This is a genomic window from Streptomyces sp. MGP-BFMKR1, from assembly GCF_057766585.1.
Genome location: NZ_CM173408.1, coordinates 2,696,759 through 2,714,154 on the forward strand (window position 1 = coordinate 2,696,759; position 17,396 = coordinate 2,714,154).

Annotated in this window: 14 protein-coding genes; 3 read left to right on the forward strand and 11 right to left on the reverse strand. The window is 77.0% G+C overall.

Annotated elements, in window-relative coordinates:
• Nucleotides 1-11 precede the first annotated feature (11 nt).
• The 7 genes from AC3CHW_RS09875 to AC3CHW_RS09905 all read right to left on the reverse strand — a co-directional run bounded on the left by AC3CHW_RS09875 (nucleotide 12) and on the right by AC3CHW_RS09905 (nucleotide 10,815).
• A complete protein-coding gene (locus AC3CHW_RS09875) occupies nucleotides 12-1,541 on the reverse strand; it encodes an aKG-HExxH-type peptide beta-hydroxylase (RefSeq protein ID WP_488470197.1) in 1,530 nt (509 codons plus the stop codon).
• Nucleotides 1,538-2,794 carry an FxsB family cyclophane-forming radical SAM/SPASM peptide maturase gene (locus tag AC3CHW_RS09880; protein WP_488470198.1) on the reverse strand — a complete coding sequence of 419 codons (1,257 nt, stop codon included), beginning with the start codon at nucleotides 2,792-2,794 and terminating at the stop codon, nucleotides 1,538-1,540. Before AC3CHW_RS09880 ends, AC3CHW_RS09875 begins: the two co-directional genes overlap by 4 nt.
• A 579-nt stretch (nucleotides 2,795-3,373) precedes the next feature.
• Nucleotides 3,374-3,610 (reverse strand): FxSxx-COOH cyclophane-containing RiPP peptide, encoded by a 237-nt coding sequence (gene fxsA / locus AC3CHW_RS09885; RefSeq protein ID WP_488470199.1) that lies wholly within the window; start codon nucleotides 3,608-3,610, stop codon nucleotides 3,374-3,376.
• A gap of 86 nt (nucleotides 3,611-3,696) precedes the next feature.
• Nucleotides 3,697-7,065, reverse strand: a complete 3,369-nt coding sequence (locus AC3CHW_RS09890) for an SAV_2336 N-terminal domain-related protein (protein ID WP_488470200.1) — start codon at nucleotides 7,063-7,065, stop codon at nucleotides 3,697-3,699.
• Nucleotides 7,066-7,069: 4 nt separating this feature from the next.
• A complete protein-coding gene (locus AC3CHW_RS09895; RefSeq protein WP_222624650.1) occupies nucleotides 7,070-8,074 on the reverse strand; it encodes an AAA family ATPase in 1,005 nt (334 codons plus the stop codon).
• 213 nt (nucleotides 8,075-8,287) lie between these two features.
• On the reverse strand, nucleotides 8,288-10,450 hold the full coding sequence (locus tag AC3CHW_RS09900; RefSeq protein ID WP_488470201.1) for a VMAP-C domain-containing protein: 2,163 nt from the start codon (nucleotides 10,448-10,450) through the stop codon (nucleotides 8,288-8,290).
• 5 nt (nucleotides 10,451-10,455) lie between these two features.
• A complete protein-coding gene (locus AC3CHW_RS09905; RefSeq protein ID WP_222624649.1) occupies nucleotides 10,456-10,815 on the reverse strand; it encodes a CU044_2847 family protein in 360 nt (119 codons plus the stop codon).
• 427 nt (nucleotides 10,816-11,242) lie between these two features.
• Between AC3CHW_RS09905 and AC3CHW_RS09910 the strand changes: the two genes are divergently transcribed.
• Both AC3CHW_RS09910 and AC3CHW_RS09915 read left to right on the forward strand, forming a co-directional pair.
• Nucleotides 11,243-11,422: a DUF6104 family protein gene (locus AC3CHW_RS09910; protein ID WP_176164035.1), complete on the forward strand. Its 180-nt coding sequence runs from the start codon at nucleotides 11,243-11,245 to the stop codon at nucleotides 11,420-11,422.
• Between the two features lie 273 nt (nucleotides 11,423-11,695).
• Nucleotides 11,696-12,634: a serine hydrolase gene (locus AC3CHW_RS09915; RefSeq protein WP_187061231.1), complete on the forward strand. Its 939-nt coding sequence runs from the start codon at nucleotides 11,696-11,698 to the stop codon at nucleotides 12,632-12,634.
• Between the two features lie 139 nt (nucleotides 12,635-12,773).
• On the opposite strand, the gene AC3CHW_RS09920 is transcribed toward AC3CHW_RS09915, so the two are convergent.
• Nucleotides 12,774-13,838, reverse strand: coding sequence for a hypothetical protein (locus tag AC3CHW_RS09920; protein ID WP_488470202.1), 1,065 nt, complete (start codon nucleotides 13,836-13,838; stop codon nucleotides 12,774-12,776).
• A gap of 137 nt (nucleotides 13,839-13,975) precedes the next feature.
• Nucleotides 13,976-14,734 carry a TetR/AcrR family transcriptional regulator gene (locus AC3CHW_RS09925; protein ID WP_488470203.1) on the reverse strand — a complete coding sequence of 253 codons (759 nt, stop codon included), beginning with the start codon at nucleotides 14,732-14,734 and terminating at the stop codon, nucleotides 13,976-13,978.
• Nucleotides 14,735-15,061: 327 nt separating this feature from the next.
• Here AC3CHW_RS09925 and AC3CHW_RS09930 point away from each other — a divergent pair, with 327 nt between their 5' ends.
• On the forward strand, nucleotides 15,062-15,682 hold the full coding sequence (locus AC3CHW_RS09930; RefSeq protein WP_488470204.1) for a malonic semialdehyde reductase: 621 nt from the start codon (nucleotides 15,062-15,064) through the stop codon (nucleotides 15,680-15,682).
• Between the two features lie 150 nt (nucleotides 15,683-15,832).
• Here AC3CHW_RS09930 and AC3CHW_RS09935 read toward each other — a convergent pair whose 3' ends face one another.
• Entirely contained in the window at nucleotides 15,833-16,231 is a 399-nt protein-coding gene (locus AC3CHW_RS09935; RefSeq protein WP_187061235.1) for a nuclear transport factor 2 family protein, read from the reverse strand.
• A gap of 194 nt (nucleotides 16,232-16,425) precedes the next feature.
• A complete protein-coding gene (locus AC3CHW_RS09940) occupies nucleotides 16,426-17,361 on the reverse strand; it encodes an NAD-dependent epimerase/dehydratase family protein (RefSeq protein WP_488470205.1) in 936 nt (311 codons plus the stop codon).
• Nucleotides 17,362-17,396 lie beyond the last annotated feature (35 nt).

The window sequence follows — 17,396 nt, forward strand, 5'->3', positions numbered from 1 at the left end:
CCCTGGGCAGTTCATCGTGTGTGCTGCCTCCGCCAGGTGAGACGGGCCGTTTCCACGTAGGCCGCCGCACGCGCCAGGTACCTCGCCGGCGGGGGCGTGCCCTTCATCCTCGTGTGCAGCGCGACCAGCTCTGCCAGTAACACCCTGCCAGCCGAGGTGAGTTGGCGCGAGCCCGACAGGGTGGGCAGGATCGCCCCCACCTGCTCGCGGCAGCGCGCGTGCTCGGCCCAGGCCAGGTCGCGCAGTTCCGCGTCGACCGGGGCGAGCGCCACCCGCTGCCAGTAGTCGGCCAGCGCCAGATGGGCGTACGCCCCCTGCAACAGGCCGTCGAAGGGGCGGGCGTCGGGTCGCCAGGGGGCCCAGTAGCGGCGCGGGGAGCCGGCGGTGTGCAGCGGGGTGAGGTCGCTGACCGCGGACAGCTTGGCGTGGTGGAGTTCGTGCACCAGCGTGGCGGCCAGGGTGGCGGGCCCGCTGGGCGCGCTGGCCAGCACGGCGCCGAACGCCTCGCGGCGGGTGCCGCTGGAGTGCGCGGCGCCCTCGGCGCGCCGGGCGGCACCGGGCGGCCGGGTCATGGGGATGACGCAGCTCAACAGGCCGGCGTCCACGAGGGGGCGCTGCCCGGCCAGGGTCAGCAGGGGCAGCGCGGCGCGCCAGGTCGCGCGCCACCGCTCGCGCTGGCCAGCGGTGAGCGTGCCGAAGGCGAACAGGCCGTGCTGCCGGGCCTCGTCGTCCACCGCGCGGTAGGGGTCGGCGTCGTCGAGGAGTATGCGTACGGGGCCGTCCGCCAGCGCGTGCACCGGCCGCCAGCGCGGGTCGTCCGAGCGCCACCCGCCGTGCCCGTCGGGCCGCAGCACGGCCGGCGTGATGCCGGCTCCGGACACGGTCAGCACGCCGTCCGTGCCCTGGACCCACACGGTGTTCCCGGCGGCGGCGTACGGGCCGGGGCGGGCGGCGTGCGGTGCGGGCGTGCCACGGCGGCCGGCGGCCGGGGGCGCGTCGCGGGGCGGGGCGGCGCTCGGGGCGGCGGGGCGCACCCGCAGGGCGCCGAGCGCGGGCAGCGTGACCTGGCCCGCCCGCACGGCCAGGCGGGTACGGAAGGTACGGCCGCCGCGCGCCGCCGCGGCCACGGCGAACCCCCCGAGGTGGGCGAGGTCGGCGGCGACGGCCGGCTGCCCGGGGCGGCCGGCGCCCGCCGGTGGCGGCGGCTGCGGCTCGGGCGACGACGACGGCGGTGGCGGCCCGGTCAGGCCGCGTACGCAGCGCTCGGCCCAGGGGCCGGCCAGCGGGTAGTACAGGGCCGCGCGGGCCGCTTCGGGGGCCGCGCGGTCGACGTCTTCGAGGAGCGTCCAGTGCTCGTGGGCGAGCGCGGCGGCGGCGGGCGGGAGCACGGCGGCCGGCGCCGTGCGCACGGCGTCCAGGAGCAGCCGCAACAGCAGGAGCCGGCGGGCGTGTTGGCCGTCGATGAGGGTGCCCAGGGTCCGGGCTCCGCCGTCGGCCCGGCCGAGTTCGCGGAGCATCCACGCGGGGACCGGCTCGTTCACGCGCTCGCCGCCTCGGTGACGCGGCCCGCGATGTGCTCGATGAGGTGACGCAGGTCCGCGCAGTACACGGACGGGTGACGGAAGCCGGCGCCGGCGTCGTACCGGTGCGCGTAGTGGCCGCCGCCGCAGACCCGCACCACGGGGCAGCGCAGGCAGTCGGCGGCGAGCGCGGCGGTGCCGGCCTGTCGGGCGGCGACGCCGGGGTGGGCCAGGGCGTCGTCGAAGGAGTGCCGGAAGACGTCGAGGCCGGTGGCGGCGGCGCCCTCGTACGCGGACTTCAGCGCGTCGCTCTGCTCGATGGTGCCGTCGGTCTCCACCACCGCCGCCGCGAACGGCTGGAGGCCGAGCGACTCGGTCGCGGCTGGCAGTCCGAGCAGCAGCGCCAGGCACTCCTCGAACAGCCGCACCCGCACCCGACGCCGGTCCGCGCGCCACCACTGGTCGAAGACGGCACCCAGCCACTGCCCGTACGGGGCCGCGCGGGCGGCGGACGAAGGGGCGCGGCCCAGGCCGGCGGCGGTCAGTCCGGGCGGTGGGGCGCTCCAGTTGCCGTGCGGGAGCAGGAAGTCCAGCATCGGCGGGTCGAAGGCGAGCAGCGACGCGTACACCTCGGCCGGGTCGCCGGCCACGTCCACGACGCACAGCACGCCGGCGTACGCGTCCGGGTGCCCGGCCAGCAGGCGCAGGCCGCGGGTCGCGGCCGTCCAGGACGGGCGGCCGGCGTGGTCGACCCGCTCCCGGTTGTGCCGCTCCAGGCCGCCGTCCAGGCTCACGCCGACACGGACGCCGGCGGCGCGCAGGGTGCGCAGGCCGGCCTCGGTGAGCAGGGTGCCGTTGGTCTGGATGACGGCGTGCACCGCGCAGTTCGCGGGCACGGCCGCGCGCACCCGCTCGACGGTGGCGGCCAGCGCGTCGGCCCCGGCGAGCAGCGGCTCACCGCCGTGCAGGACGAGGGAGATCTCGCTCAGGTCGTGCGCGCTGGCGTGCTCGGCGATGCGGTGGGCGGTTCGCGCGCGCACGGCGTCGCTGGCACCGGCCGGTCGGTGGCGCCAGCCGCTGTCCGGGCCCGCGTACAGGTAGCAGTAGCGGCAGTTGAGGTTGCACCGGCCGTTGACCTTGAGGATGAACTGCCGGAAGGGGACCCGCAGCGCCCCGGCGGCAGCGGGCCCGGCGCGGGCGTCGGGGGCCGGGGACCGGTCGGTGGCGGGGGGCTGGGCGGGGGCGCGCGGGGCGGGGGCGCGCGGAGCGGGCACGGGGGTGGCCGCTGGGTGTGGGGCCGTGGCCGCGGTCGATACGGGCCGCCGCTCCCCCGCCGCTCCCTGCACTGCTCCTCATCCCCCTCACCGTCCCGCTGGGCGCTCCGGCGCCACCCCACCGCCACCTCGACCGCGCACCGACCACACCCCACACACCCACCGAGCACGGCCCGCGCCGCGGTGCGCCGCGCGCACGCCGCGCCAGCCCCGCGGCCGTCCCCGGCCCCACCGGCGCCGCCTGGACGGCGCTCCGACTCGGCCGCGCACGCCGCCCGTTGGCCCGCGCGCGGTGGGCGCCGCCCCCGGCGACACCCCTTTGTCCACTACCCCGCGCGGCCGGGCCGAAAGCATGCCCGGGGGCGGCCGGGCGGCGCCGCGCGACGAACGCGGCTGGTCACAGGCGTACGCCGGGGCACGCGGCGGCGCCACGGAGCGCGGCCGGGTCCGGCTCGGGCGCCGGTCGCGGTCCGGTGCGCCCGGGCGCGGAAAGCGCGCCGGCGCTCGGGATCGCCGGGCGAGTGCGCCGGCCGGGCGCCCCCGTCGCGGCGTAGATCAGTAGGCGCGTCAGCAGGCTCATCAGCAGGCGCTGTTGAACGCCCACAGCATTTCGCGGGGTTGGGCCACCCGGTCGCGCAGGTCGCCGAGCACCTCGTCGAGGACGGGATGCTCCAGCGTGCGCAGCGTCGCCAGATCGAGGCCGAGAACGTCCGGCAGCGGCCCCGCCGATCCCTCGGCCCCGACCCCGGCCCCGGCCCGGTCCGCCTGGTCCGTGTGCTGTGCGGTTCCCTCGTGTGCAGCGCTGTCCCGGCTCATGTCAGCCTCACCCTCCCCGCGTCACGGCCCACCGGGCATTCCCCGACGGGTGGTGCTGGAAACACCCGCGTCTACGGCAGGGGTTGCTATCGGCCGCGGGCGAGGTCCGCCAGGCGCTCGGCCGTGCGCCGGCCCAGCGCGCCGCCACCGTCCGGGAGCGCGCGCCACTGCGCGAGGGCCGACTCGTACGCGGTGCGCGCGGCCCGGGGGCGCTGGCCCGTCTCGTAGACGACGCCGCGCCAGTGGTGCGCCGTGGCCGCCAGCCGGGCCGCCTCGGGGTTGACGGGGGCGCCCTCCGCGCCGGCCGGGCCCTGGCCCGGGCCGGCCGCGCTCGCGGCCTCCGCGGCCCGCCGGTACGCGTCGGCCGCCTGGTCGAGCCGCTCCGCGCGCCGGGTGTGCCGGTAGGTGCTGCGGTGGGCCTCGCCCAACTGGAGCCAGCAGCGGGCGCGCAGCAGCGGATCCTCGGCGCCGTGCGCGGCGAGCCCGAACAGGTGCTCCGCCTCGCGCAGGTCCACCAGGTCCTCGGCCTCGCGGTAGCGGATGGCCAGGGCCCGCCCGAGCATCATCAGCCGCTCCGGCAACCGGGGATCGCCGGCCGGGGTCTCCATGCGGCAGTCCCGGAGCACCCGCACCGCCTCGAAGACGTAGGCGTCGCCGCCGGGCCGCTCGGCGCGCTCGATGAGCACCGTGCCCCACTCGGCGATCAGGTCGCTGTAGCCGGCGCGGTCGCGGGTGAGCAGCCGGCTGGCCTCGGCGAACCGCTCGGCCGCCGCGTCCAGTTCGGCGACGTCGCCGCGCCCGGCGCCGGCCGCCTCGTACCGCCGCACGCACAGCCGCGCGTCGCGGGCCAGGACCTCCGCGCGCAGCGGCCGGTCCGGCGCCAAGGCCAGCGCCTCGGCCACCAGCGCGGCGGCCTGCTCCGGTCCGTCCTCCGCGACCAGCAGCGCGTCCACCACGTCGAGCGCGGCCCGGGCGCGCACCTCGGCCGGCGCGCCCTCGGCTTCCAGCCCGGCGCGCCCGAGGTCCAGCGAGGTCGCGGCCTGCCGGGCGTAGGTGCGGGCGCGCTCGCGGTCGGGGGCCGCGCCGGCCAGCCGCAGCAGCGCCCGGCCGCGCGCCAGGGAGAGCCCACTGGGCTGCGGCAGGCTCGCCGGCCACGCGTCGGCGAACGCCTCCAGCATGCCGACGCTCTCCTCAAGGAGCCCGCTGTCGCCGCCCAGTTGCCACTGCTCCTCCAGAACCCGCACCCGGTCCAGGGTGACCGCGAGCGCCTCGCCGGGGGCGAGCCCGACCGTGGCGCACACCGCGGTGAACTCGCGGTCCGCGCGGCGCAACAGGTCGAGCGCCGCCCGTGGGTCGCCGGCCGCGCCGCGGTCGCTGGCGGCGGCGTGCAGCACCCGGGCCAGCACCGTGCGGGCGCGCACCGAGCCCGGGTAGGAGGCGGCGGTCTGCGCGGCGTCCTGGGCCTCGCGCAGCAGGTCGGCGCCGCCGCGCAGCCGCCACAGGCGCAGCAGGTCCTGTGCGAGGTCGCTCCACAGCTCGGGGTCGATGCCCTGGGCGAGGGCGCGCTGTTGGGCGGCGGCGCGGCGCAGCAACTGGACGGCGTCCACCAGGCTCTGCACCAGGCCGTCGGCCTCGAAGCGCTCGATGAGCAGCGCCGCCCGGCGCACCGCGAGCGAGCGGGGGGCCTCCTCGCGGGCGAGCGAGACGCCCTGGGCCGGGGTGTCCGGCATGAAGCGCTCCAGGACGCGGGCCGCGACCTCGGCGAAGGGCTGCGCCGGCCGGGCCGGGCCCGCCCCGTCCGCGTCGTCGGGGGTGGCGGGCGCGGCCCCCGGCGCCTGCCCGTCGACGGAGAGTTGGGCGATGGCGAGGGCGGGGAAGTTGGGCCCGCCCTTGCCGAACCGCTGCTCGACGTATTCCGAGCAGTGTTTGAGCACGAGCAGCGCCTCGTCGCGGCCGAGGGAGGCGAGGAGTTCGTCGTGCACGCCGTCGGCGAACTCGTACCAGCGGCCGTCGCCGCCCGGCTCCCGTTCGCGGCGCCGCAGCAGCCCGCCGAGCAGCACCTCGGAGAGTTCGGCGGGGCCGGAGTCCGGCAGCATCGTGCGCTGGACGAGTTGCATGACGGGCAGGAACAGCGGGGCGGCGGCCAGGTAGACGGCGAGTTGGCCGGCGCCGGGCGACGCGGTGGCGCGGAACCGACTGACGAGTTGGGTCGGCGACAGCGGCCCGCGCGGCCTGGCCGGCGCGGCGGCCACCTGGTCGGCCCGCACCCAGCCGACGGCGGCCTCCACGGGGCCGGCCCCGGTGCCGGTCAGCAGCCGGGCCCAGGCGCCGAGGGCGGCCGGCGCCGGGGGCAACACGGGCACCGGCGCGGCGCCCGCGCGCCGCTGCTCCTCGCGGCCCAGTCCGTAGCCGGCGGCTCCGGCGTCGGGGACGAAGTGCAGCGGCGCCGAGGACGTCGGGCCCTGGCCACGGACCAGGGCGCCGAAGGAGGCGGGCAGCCGGGTGCGGGCCCACAGGCGCTGGGGCAGGGGTTGCAGGACCGCGACCGGGGCGTGCCGCAGCAGCCGGTACGCCAGTCGGTGGGCGGCGCCGCTGCGCCACAGCGGGCCCGCGCAGTCGCTGACCAGGACGGTGACCAGGCGCCCGGTCGGGTCGGTGAGCTGGTCGGCGGAGCGCAGCGGGGCCGCTCCCGGGTCGAAGTGGCGGCTGACGGCGGGCGTGCCGTCGGGACCGTCGTGCAGGTACTGCACCGCGACGTCCCGGAAGGCGCCCAACTGGCCGAAAACCTGTTGCAGTTCGCGCAGCAGGCGCTGCCACACGTACATGGACGACGAGGCGTCCATGAGGAGTTGGAGCGAGGCGTCGCCGCGCAGTACGGGGCGGAACACGGGCAGCACCAGGCCGCCGGCGCGGGCGCTGTGGTCGGCCGTGGCCGCCTCGTCCAGGGTGCGGCGCAGCGGGGGCGCGGCGGCGCGGTAGCGCTGGAGGGGGCGCAGGGCGCGCTGGAGCTCCAGGGGCCGGGGCAGGGCCGCGGCCTCGGGCACGCCGATGGGTACGCCGCCGGTCGGGGGCTTGGCGCCGGTCGGCCGCGGCCCGCCGGGCCGGGGCGTGCTGTCCGGGTAGAGGTGGATGCGGCTGGGGCGCGGGTCGGCCCGGCCGGGTTCGGGGTGGCCCGCCTCGGACGTCGGCGTCTCGGCGGGGGCGGGGCCCGCGGGGTCGGGGCCGCCGGTCCGGGCCGCGCGGTCGGCGTCGGCCGCGAGGGGCCTGGTCAGGGGGTCGGCGGCGTGTGTGATGGTGGACTGGGGCCCTTGGCCCGGCCGCGCGTAGCGGGCGAGCCAGAGCGCGTCGGCTAGTTCGCCGTGCGCCGGGTCCAGGCCGGCGCCGCGCAGCACCTCGATGAGGTCCGCGAGCGGGCTTGCTGCGGCGCGGCGGGGCCGCGGGGCCGAGTCCTGCATGACATCACCTGGGCCGGTCGAGGCGTTGGATGAGCATGTCGGCGAGCCGGTTGCGGGTGGGTGGGGCGGCGTGGTGCGTGAGGTAGATGGCGTTCAGGAGTTGGTCGGTGGCCAGGAGTTCGCTGCGCGAGCGCTCCAGGAAGCGGAGCACGAGGTCGTCGCCGACGCGCGCCAACTCCTCGCCCAGGTGCGCGCGCACGACGGTGGCCAGGCGTTCGTGGTCGGGCTGGCCGAGTTCGAGGTGGATGCAGCGGCGCAGCAGCGGGGCGGGGAAGTCACGCTCGCCGTTGCTGGTGAGGACGACGAACGGGAAGGCCCGGCAGCGCACCCGGCCGTCCCTGATGGTGACCTTGGCGCCGTCGTCGGTGAGCACGTCCACCTCGGGCTCGCGCTCGGCCAGCCGCTGGAGTTCCGGTATCTCGAACTCGCCCTCTTCCAGGACGTTCAGCAGGTCGTTGGGGAGGTCGATGTCGCTCTTGTCCAGCTCGTCGACGAGCAGCACGCGCGGCCCGGCGGTGGGTAGCAGCGCGGTGCCGAGCGGGCCGAGCCGGATGTAGCTGCCGATGCCGCCGGGCACGCTGACCGGTCCGGTGCCGGCCGCGCGGCTGCTGGCGGCGATCTGGGTGTCCTGGAGGCGGGCGATGGCGTCGTACCGGTAGAGCCCGTCGTCCACCAGCGTGCTGCGGCTGACGATGGGCCAGCGCAGCACGCGGCCCAGGCCCAGTTCGTACGCGACGGCGTGGGCGAGGGTGGACTTGCCGGTGCCGGGGCTGCCGGTGACCAGGAGGGGGCGGCGCAGGTACAGCGCCGCGTTGATGATCTCCAACTCCTCGCCGCTGGGCCGGTGCAGGGCGGCCATGTGGCGGTAGGCGCCGAGTCTGCGGGTGGAGGCGCTGTCGGTGCCGGGGCCCGGCTCGACCAGCGGGGCGCCGTCGAAGTCGCGCCAGGGCGGTGGTTTGGGCAGCGCGGAGATGCCGGGGTGTGGCTCCCCGGTGCCCCGGTAGATCAGCCACTCGCTCGGGGCGCCGCGGCCACCACCGCCGCCACCGGCCTCGGGCGGCTCGGCGGCGTCGGGGCCGGGGTCCGGATTGCTGTCAGGCACAGTCACAGCTTGCTCCTCGTCGCTCGGTTGTCGATGGCGGGAGCGCCGACCTCGACTCGACGGTATCGCTCAAACGCGTCGAGCGTGGCGGGGACGCCCAAGGCGGGGTGCGGCCGGTCGTCACGGTGCCTCCAGCGGTTGGTCGGTTCCCGGCAGCGGGCGCGTGGGGTCGTCGTACAGGAGGGCGACGCCCTCGGCCCAGTACGCCTCGGGGACGCCGTCCTCCAGGTCGGCGCGCAGGTGCCAGACGGTGCTGGGCAGTCGGTCGGCCTGCCCCGCGTGGGCGACCGTGCCGGTCGCGCCCCGGTGGAAGTCCGCGCACACCCCGTCCCGGCCCACCGGTTCGCGTCGCCACAGCACCACGTCGTGCCCGCCGTCCATCACCTGGCGTAGGGCGCCCGGATCGGCGCCCGGGTCGGCGGACCGGCACAGCACCGGGAGCAGGAAGCTGTCCCAGGCCAGCAGCTCGGCGACGGTGGGCACCGGCTCGGGCCGCCCGCCGTCGCAGTCGAGCACGAAGGGGCGCATGGGCCCCACGTGCGCCCGCTTCCACCGGGACTGGCGCGGCGTGCTCACCTCACCGGCCTCACCCCCCACCTCCGCGTCGTACGGCCCGGCGCCCCTGTCCATGCCCACCGGGCCCGCCGGCTCGCGGTCGGCGCAGCGCACCACGACGGGTCGCACGCTCCCCAGCGGCCGGTCCTCCAACGGCGGCACCCGCCACTGGTCCACGGGGAAGCCCAACAGCGCGTACGGCAGGGCGACTTGCAGCGTCACCGGGCGGCTCGGCTCGTCGCCGCGCCGAAAGGACTCGGCCAGCGCCGCGCGCAGCCGCTCGGGCGGCGCGTCCAGGCCCCGGATGCCGAAGTCCTCGTCCACCGAGACGAGTTCCCCCGACGGGCGCGCCACACACACCCGCCAGTCGTAGCTGCCGCGCTCCCAGCCGCGCGGGATGATCTCCAACAGGGTGTGCGAACGCGCGACGGTCTCCGAGGTCACCGGCGCCCGGCCGACCGCGGCCACCTCGCGCGGGCGCGCGCCCAGCGTGTCGAAGGCGTGCGGGCCCGGCCGGGAGTGGGTGACCTCGGCGGACGCCGCGTCCCGGCGCAGCCGCAGCCGCGCGGCCCGCTCGCCGCTGAGCGCGTTGCGGAAGGCGCGCGGCAACTCGGCGTCGGCGGCGGCCCGAGCCGCCCAGTCGCCCAGCGCGCGCTCGGTGCCGGGCGCCGCGGGGTAGGGCCGGTCGGCGGTCGCCACGTGCACCGCGTAGCGCAGCAGGGCCTCCAGTTCGTTGCGGCCCTGCCGCAGGTCGTACAGGAGGCCGAGGCCGTCGCGCCAGCCGCGCGGCGCGGGCAGCCGCCCCTCGTAGGACTGCCCGCGCAGGCCGGTCACCAGCTCGTCCAGGCTGCGGGCGCTCACCGGGGGCGGCAACTCGGCGATCAGGCCGAGGAGTTCGGCCCGCTGTCCCGGGGTGAGCGCGCGGCTCGCGGTGGCCCGCAGTTCGCTGAGGCCGTCGGTCCAGGTGGCGCGGCCGACGTGGTCGTTGCGGTGTTGGTCCGCGTGGTAGCGGTCGTGCGCGTGCATCACGCGCTGGTAGAGGTCGTGGCGCTCGTCGAGCACCGGCCCGGCCGGGGACGGCAGTCGGCGCAGTTGGACGACGGAGATCGCCAGGCCACCGTCCCGGCCGTTGCCGCGCCGGGCCTTGAGCACGCCGATGACCTCGCCCCGGTCGAGGTCCACCAGCGGGCCGCCGGAGCAGCCCTCGGGGATCTCGTCCTCGTTGCCGAGCTTGAGCCGGCCGTCGGTGCCCAGCTCGCCCCTGATGGTGCAGCGCCCGCTGATGTCCTCGATCTCGCCGTCCTCCTCGGTGCAGCCGAAGAAGGCGACTTCCTTACGGGTGAAGACCTTCGCGGTCCGCTCGGAGAGCCAGACGCAGCCGTGTGGCGCCGGCTCCAGCATGCGGATCAGGGCCAGGTCGGGCGCGGGCCACAGGCCGCCGGCCGGGTTCGTCTCCGGCTGCGCCCACTCGACGACGCCGGGCACGGTGCGCCCGCCGAAGCTCAGCCCCACCTCGCGCCCGCCTCCCCTTCCGCGCATGGCCACGTGGGCGCAGGTGAGCACCCAGTTCGGGGCGATGAAGAAGCCGCTGCCCCAGGGCCGCGGAGCGGGCCCGTCCGGGGCATACCCGGGGCCCGGCGCGTGGATGCGTACCGTCGCCGCGGCGATGAGGGGGGCCAGGGTCTCGAAGGGGTCCACGTCGGCGTCGTGTGCGCCCCCGGTGCTCACCCTCCTCACCCGCCCGAGCCGAGGTCGGCCGGCGGCCCGCCCTCCCAGGTCAGGGACACGGTGATCGCCCCCTTGGCCTCGCCGTCCGCGAGCAGCCCCACGACCTTGCCGGCGCGGCCGGTGAGTTCGATACCGAAGGACACCGTGACCTGGTCGGGCCGCGCCTCGCGCAGCGCGTCGGCGAGCGACCGCGAGACGCCGGTGATCAGCGCGTCCAGGCTCTCCATCCGCGCCAACACCCGATCGGCGATCCCGGTGTCCGCATAACTTCCCCGTGCGCCCCCCGTGAGCTCCTCCGCGCCTGAAATGCGCGCCCATACCGGTGTGCCATCCGGTAGTTCGACACGGGTGATGTCGTCGCTCATGTCGCCCCCGCTCCCCAGCCGTTGGAAAAGGCTAGCCGCCTGGTGGGTGCGGCGCGAGGGGCCGGACGCACGGCATCCGGACGGGGGGCGGGCCCGACTCCGACGGGCGCCGGCGCAAGCCGGGCGCGGGGACGGAGCGGGGGCCGAGTGGGGACGGGAAGCCCCGGGGCGCGGGGGCGGGGCAGCCGGGGCGGGTGGCCGGGGTCGGTCACCGCGACCGGGCGGCCGGGGCGGGGCGCGGGCCGGCACGCGCGGTGCCGGGCGGGCCGGGAGCTCGGTGGGGGCGAGGGCGGGGCGGGAGGCCCGGGGCGGGGGCGGGGCCCGGGGGCGGTGCGGGGCAGCGCCTATCCTGGAGGGCGACGGTCGGACCCGTACCAGCGGGGCGGCCGGGTCCCATCGCCCCCTCTCGTCTCTTGCGGAGCACGCCTTGTACTTCACCGACCGCGGCATCGAGGAACTGGAGAAGCGGCGCGGCGAGGAGGAGGTCACCTTCGAGTGGCTCGCCGAGCGGCTGCGCGAGTTCGTCGACCTCAACCCGGACTTCGAGATCCCGGTGGAGCGGCTGGCGACCTGGTTGGCCCGACTGGACGACGAGGACGACGAGTAGCCCCCGGCCCGCCGGCGCGGGCGGGCGACGCCCGCGGGGGCGAGGCGGCTAGCGAGGCGCGGCGTACGTGTCCCGGGCGGCGCCCGGCGTACGCCCCCACGCCCCACACGGCGCGCTCCACCGCCACGGCGGTCACACCCGTCACGAAATTCGAACATCTCCCGCACAACCTTTCGACCCCCTCGGCCCGTCTTGGATGCGGGGCGCACGCCGGTGCGCCGATGAGACGCCGTGGGCGGCGCCCAGCGCGCCGCTGCCAGTGGGGGGACCACCATGCCGCACGACCGAATACGCCGTACGTCCCGCACGTCCGTTCCGGCCCTGGGCGCCCTCGCGGCGGCGCTGGCCGCGGGCGTGCTCGTACCACCGGCCACCGGCGCCGGGTCGGCCGCCGCGGCGGCGCCGAAGACCGTGTGCACCTCGAAGAAGGCGGGGCTCGCGGCCAAGCTGGCCAAGGACGTCGACGCGGCGCTGAAGGGCCGGCGCACGACGGCCGCGGTGGCGTTGAGCGACCCGAGCACGGGCACGGTGTGCACGCTGCGCGCCGACCAGAAGTACGACTCGGCCAGCGTGGTGAAGGTGACCGTGCTCGGCACCCTCCTGTGGGACGCCCAGAAGTCCAGGCGTTCGCTCACCCAGCGCGAGACCAAGCTCGCCACCGCCATGATCACCAAGTCGGACAACGACGCCACCACGGCGTTGTGGAAGCAACTCGGCGTCACCCGGGTGAAGAACTTCCTGCGCGCGGCCGGCATGACCAAGACGGTGCCGGGCAGCGGCGGCTACTGGGGGCTCACCCAGATCACGGCGCGCGACGAGCAGCGGCTGCTGCACCTGGTCATGACCAAGAACACGGTGCTCACCGACGCTTCACGGTCCTACGTCCGCAAGCTGATGAACCAGGTGGTCGCCGCGCAGCGCTGGGGCACCCCCGCGGGCGCGCCGAGCGGCACCAAGATCCACGTGAAGAACGGCTGGCTCTCCCGCGCCACGCACGGCTGGCGGGTGCACAGCATCGGCGCGTTCAGCAAGGGCGGCAAGGACTACACGATCACCGTGCTCAGCCACGACAACCGCACCATGCAGGACGGCGTGAACACCATTCAGGCGGTGGCCAGGGCCGTCCACAAGGACCTGCGCCCGAGCACGGCGGGCGCGCGGTACGCGCCGACCCTGACCCCGCAGGAGACCATCCCGCTGGTGCCGCGCTGACCGGCGCCGGCAGCCCGTCCCGCCCCGACCGGGCCGGCGCCAGCCCGGTCGGGGCGGGACGGTCGGCATGACGCGGTCGGCATGACGCGGTCGGCGTGACGCGGCCGGCGTGATCCGGCCGGCGCGGGCCCGCGCGGCGTCACCCGTCGCGCGGGCCGCCCCGCGCCAGGCCGGCCGCGCCGTCCGCCGTCAGCAGCGCGCCCAGCAGCGCCCAGCCCGGTCGGCCACGGCGCAGGCCCCAGGCCGCGAGCGGGAGGCCGACGGCGAGTTGGGCCGCGCACACCGCCCGGGCCCGTGGGCCGCGCGGCCAGGACCCACGGGACCCGGCGTCCAGGTTGTCCAGTTCGGCCCGTACGGCGTCTCGCCAGCCGCGCCAGACCAGGGTCTCGGCGCCGGGGGCGGCCTGCGCGGCGGCGCGCAGTTCAGGTTCGGGCGCCCCGGGGGTGAGCCCGGGCGGCAGCCGTAGGCCCGCCCGGGAGACCACCGCGACGAGCCCGATCAGCCGCCGCGTGGCCGCCGCGACAGGTTCCTCGTCCGGGTCGGCGTGCGCCGCGTCGGCCGGCGCGGGGCTCGGGCCGTGGTGCGCCGGCGCCGCCCCGGTCAGCTCGTCCATGGCCGCGCCGTCGAGGACCGGGTCGAGGCCGAGCCGGGAGACCAGGGCGCGGGCGGCCTCGGCGTCGCCGGTCGGGGCGCCGTCCGCCGGCCAGACGAAGGTCAGCGGGCGCCGGAAGCCGGACGCGACCGTGAACCCGGCCCCCTCGGCGCCCCACCACACCCCGAGCACCGGCCAGGGCTCGCCGGCGGCGACCGTACGGGCCAGGTCGGCGAGGTCGGTGGAGTCCGCGACCACCGGCCGCCGCTCCACCCCGCCGCGCCCGGTGGCCCGGGCCACCGCCCCGGAACTGGCCGCGGAGACCACGCCCCGCCCCGCCCGGCTGAGCGCGGCGACCCCGGGCCCCACCCGGGGCCGGGCCCGCGCCGGGGCCGGGCCGGCCGTCGCCGCGCCCGGTTCGACGGTCGGTCCGTCGGGCTCCGCGGGCAGCAGTACGCTCCAGCCCGCGCCGGCCGGGGCGAGCAGCAGCGGCGTAGGCAGCAGGCTGGCCGACGGGCGTACGTCGTCCGGGTCGGCCCGACACAGCAGCAGCGCGCCGCTGACGGGCCGGGGCCGCGGTGCGCCGGGGCGGGAGGGAGAGGCATCAGGCATGTTCACCACGCTATGAGGGTTCATCCGGAAACAGGCCACTCGTCCGCATGTACCCCGAAACAGGCGGAGTCCTCCCCGAACAGGCTCCCCCTCTTATGCCCCGGCCCCCCGAGTCAAGCCCGATATGCCCGCACGCGTTACGCCCGATAGGCCCGCACGAACAGCTCCGCCGCCTCGTCGCACAGCGCCGCCGCCTCCTCCTCGGCCAGCGGCTGGGTCCCGTACGTCGAGGCGTGCAGCCCGCGCTGCACCAGCAGGGCCACCAGTTGTCGCGCGGCCCCGGTCGGGTCGGGGACGGCCAGTTCGCCGGTCTCGGTGCGCCGCCGCAGCAGGTCGGCGCCCGCGGTGACGAGCGACTCCGGCTCGCCGTGCGCGCAGGCCGGCCGCAGCGACGGGTAGCGCCCGGCCTCGGCGATGATCAGCCGGCGCAGCGCGGAGGCCCGCTCTTCGAGCAGCACGGCCAGCACCTGCCGGCCGTAGGAGGCGAGCGCGGCGCGGGCGTCCCCCGGCGCGGGCCGCGCGCCCCCGGCCGCCGGCGCGGGCGGCGGTCCCTCGCCGCCGGGCGACCCACCCGGCGGCTCGGCCCCGGCTCGCACCCCGGCGGGCGCGGTCGGTGGCGGGGACGCGAACCGCGTGGCCACGCGGTTGCGCTCGCCCTCGACCGCCGCGAGGAACAGGCGCTCCTTGCCGCCGAAGTGGTTGTAGATGGTCTGCTTGGAGACGCCCGCCTCCTCCGCGATGGCGTCCACGCTCGCGCGGTCGTACCCCTCGCGCAGGAAGATCGCCACCGCCGCCTGGAGAATGGCCTCCCGCTTGGCCGCCAGTCGCCCTGCCGGCCGGCCGACCGCGCCGCCTCGGCGCCCCTCGCGCGGCCCGTGCACCCGTTGCCCACTCACGCCCGTCCTCCCCCGTCCGGGCGGGCACCCTCGGCCCCCGCCCGTACGTCGTCGCGTACCGGAGCCCGCCACGCGACCGCCCGGGGCGCACGCCCGCGCGCCCCGGCCGTACAGCGACCGCGGCCCCCGAACGCGCACGCGCCCACCGTGCGTGACCGGCCTTGCCCTCGTGTGACCGCCGACTCTAGCCTTCACTCCGAGCGCGAACTAGACAGCGCAGTCCATGAAATGCGTGCCGGTCTTCCGAACGTCCCCGGGGCGCCCGCTGGCTTCCTTCCCGCTCCCCGACTCCTCCTCTCCCGTCCGCCACCGTCAGGAGACGCCTTCATGACCGCACCGGTACACAGCGACGCCAGCACGCATCTCACGCTCGGCCAGGAGGCCCAGGACCAGTTGTTCCGGGCCGCTCGCACCGCGAACACCTTCACGGACGAGCCGGTCACCGACGAACAGGTCGCCGCTATCTACGAGTTGGTCAAGTACGGACCGACCTCGATGAACCAGCAGCCGCTGCGCGTGGTCCTGGTCCGCTCGGCCGAGGCGCGCGAGCGGCTGGTGCCGCACATGGCCCGCGGCAACCAGGCGAAGACCTCCACGGCGCCGCTGGTGGCGGTGCTCGCGGCCGACCTCGACTTCCACGAGGAGCTGCCCCGCCTGGTGCCGACCATGGACAACCCGCAGAAGATCTTCGCCGACCCGGCCGTCCGGGCCGCCTCCGCGCGCTTCAACGCGGGCCTGCAGATCGGCTACTTCATCCTCGGCGTGCGGGCCGCCGGGCTGGCCGCGGGTCCCATGTCGGGCTTCGACCCGGAGGGCGTCACCGCGGAGTTCTTCCCCGACGGCCGGCACCAGGCGCTGCTCGTGGTCAACATCGGCCGCCCGGGCCCCGACGCCTGGCGGGACCGGCTCCCCCGGCTCGGGTACGAGGAGGTCGTGCGCTCCGTCTGAGGAGACGCGCCCCGGCGCACGCCGGCTCGGCCCGCGTGCGCCGGGCGGTGACCGTCCAGGGGTGGTGACCGTCCAGGGGGGCGACCGTCCGGGGTCGTGCGCGGCGGGGCGCCGTGGCGGCCGGTTCGCCCGGCCGCCACGGCGCCCGGCTCAGCTCTCGATCAGGCGGTGGAAGGCCACCGTGTCGAAGATGTCCTCCATCCGGGCCGCCCTGCCGTCGCGCATCGTCCACGAGTGCACGAAGTCCAACTCGGCCGTGGTGCCCCGGCGCGAGGTGACCTCGCGGGTACCGAAGACGACCACCCGGTCCCCGGCCTCGACGAACTCCCGTGGGTCGAGCCGCATCCCGCCCAGCACGGCGGGCACCCGGGCCAGGAACTCCCGGATGCCCGCGTGCCCCCGCTTCGTGCCGCCGAGCCCGTAGTCGGCCATCCCGTCGGGGTGGACCCACTCCACGTCGGGCCGCATGACCGCGAGCACGGCCTCGATGTCACGGCTGGCGAAGCCCGCGTACGCCGCGCGGATCGCCTGGATGTTCTGGGACGTCACCGGTGAACTCCTCGATGATGTGGGTCGGTTGTGTCGCGATGATGGTGCGTGCCGCTCGTGCCGCCGCGTGGCGTGTCGCTTCGCGTGCCGCCACGTGTCGCGTCGCGTGCTGCCGTGTGGTGCCAGCTCGTGTCGCGTCGGCTCATGTCGCGTCGGCTCGGTCGCCGTGGCGCGTCCGCCGGCCGGGCGCGCCCCTACGCGCCCGTGTCGGCCAGCAGCCGCTCCGGGTGGTGCGCCGCCAGCGTGCGGCGCAGGCCCTCGCGCCAGCCGACCACGCAGTCGCCGATGAGGCGGCGCCGCACCGTCGGGTCGAAGGCGTACGTCTCGCGGGTGACCTCGCTGGGGACCAGGCGCGGGGCGACGCCGGTCAACTCCTCCAGGTAGCGCAGGCAGTCGGTGATGCCGACCCGTTCGTCGCCGCCCCAGTTGACGACCGTGGCACCGGTGGTGGCCACCTCCCACAGCAGCGGCACCTGGCGGACCAGGTCGTCGGTGTACAGCGGGGAGCACCAGTTCTGGCCCTGGAGGGGCACCGCGATGGGCTCGCCGGCAAGCATGCGCCGGAAGTAGAGCATCGGGACGCCGCCGTAACCCCCGGGGCCGTACGCGATGTTGAGCCGCGCGATGGTCGTCGGCAGGCCGAGGACCCGCGCGAAGGCGCGCGCGGCGCCCTCGGCGGCGATCTTGGCCACGGGGTAGGCGGGCAGCCAGTCGGCGACGCCGCCCAGCGGGTCGCTCTCGCGGTAGGCGTGGTCGAGGGTCTGCCGCGCGTACAGGGCGCCCGTGGAGACGTACAGGAACGCCTCGGCGCTCGCGCAGTGCGCCATGAGGCGGCCGGTGGAGACGGCGTTGGCGGTCACGGCCGCGTCGAAGTCGCCGTCCTCGCCGCGCCGCACGGCGCTGTGCAGCACGTGGGTGAAGTCCGTGGGCAGGCCGTCGAGGGCCGCCGGCGAGGTGTCGTTCATGTCCCAGTACCGGGTGGTGATGGAGCGCTCGGCGAGGGCGCGCGCCACGCCCGGGGTGCCGAAGCGGCCCAGGCACCACACCTCGTTGCGCTCGGCCAGCGCCTCGGCCACCGGCCGTGCCACCTGCCCGGTACCGCCTGTGACCAGGATCTTCTTGCCTTCCACCGGTTCTCCTCGGGTTGTTTCGGGTTGTCGTGCGC